At 60.8% G+C, this 1250-nt stretch carries 1 protein-coding gene and 1 pseudogene; both read right to left on the reverse strand.

The window, feature by feature from the left end:
- A pseudogene (locus tag AC1DT3_RS21690) lies at positions 1-191 on the reverse strand (homoserine dehydrogenase); the annotation flags it as partial.
- An 88-nt stretch (positions 192-279) separates the two neighbouring features.
- On the reverse strand, positions 280-1250 hold a 971-nt coding region (locus AC1DT3_RS21695; protein ID WP_477467250.1), incomplete at its 5' end, for an aminotransferase class I/II-fold pyridoxal phosphate-dependent enzyme.

Here is a 1250-nt window from a genome sequence, read left to right on the forward strand (position 1 = left end):
CTGTCGAACCAGCGATAATCCTTAAGGTCGAAACCCCGATCCCGCGTCTTGTCCCGGGCTGAGATCGCGGTCACCTGGAGCGGTCGGTCGTACCGATGAGCAAGCTCCGCACCGCGACGAGCCAGAATCTGAATGACCGACGCGCCAACTGTGCCGAGCCCGGCGAGGCCGATCCGAAAAGGCTGTGTCACCGACAACGCACTCCGTTGGAAATCGCGATGCTCTTTACGACTGCCACGGTTGCATGTCCATGCAGCCGCACCGGGAAAGCGGGTTCGCCTAGCTCACGCGCGAGAGGGGAACGACATTGTGCAACGTCTGGTCGGCGGTATCGAAGAAACGCCGCACGTTGCGGGCCGCCTGTCGGATCCGCTGCTCGTTTTCGACGAGGGCGATACGGACGTAATCATCGCCGTGTTCGCCGAAGCCAATTCCCGGAGCGACGGCGACGTCCGCCTTCTCAACGAGCAATTTGGAGAATTCGAGGCTTCCGAGCGACCGGAATTTCTCAGGAATTTGAACCCAGGCGAACATCGAGGCAGTCGGGACCGGAATCGTCCAGCCCGCTTTCGCAAACGACTCGATCAGGATGTCACGGCGGTGCTTGTAGATCCCCCGCATCTCGCGGATGCAGTCCTCGGGTCCGTTCAGTGCGGCCGTGGCCGCCACCTGAACTGGCGTGAATGCGCCATAATCGAGATAGGATTTCACCCGAGCGAGGGCAGCGAGCAGACGTTCATTGCCCACTGCGAATCCGATCCGCCACCCCGCCATGGAAAAGGTTTTCGACATGGACGTGAATTCGACGGCGACGTCTACCGCGCCTGGGATCTGAAGCAACGACGGAGGCGGGTTCGCCTCGTCGAAATAGACCTCCGAATACGCGAGATCCGACAGGAGAAAGATCTCATGCTTTTTGGCGAAGGCGACGAGATCGCGGTAAAAATCGAGCGACGCGACGTAAGCTGTCGGATTGGACGGGTAGCACACCACGAGCGCGATCGGTTTCGGGATCGAATGCGCGATTGCGCGCTCTGCGGCCGGGAAGAAGTCCGGGGTCGGCTCGGCCGGCACGGAGCGAATGACGCCCCCGGCCATCAGGAATCCGAAGGCGTGGATCGGATAGCTTGGATTCGGTACCAGAACCACGTCACCGGGCGCAGTGATCGCCTGGGCCATGTTGGCGAAACCCTCTTTCGAGCCAAGCGTCGCAATAACCTGTGTATCGGGATTGAGCTTCACCCCGAACC

This window comes from Microvirga sp. P4_G7, from assembly GCF_056401005.1.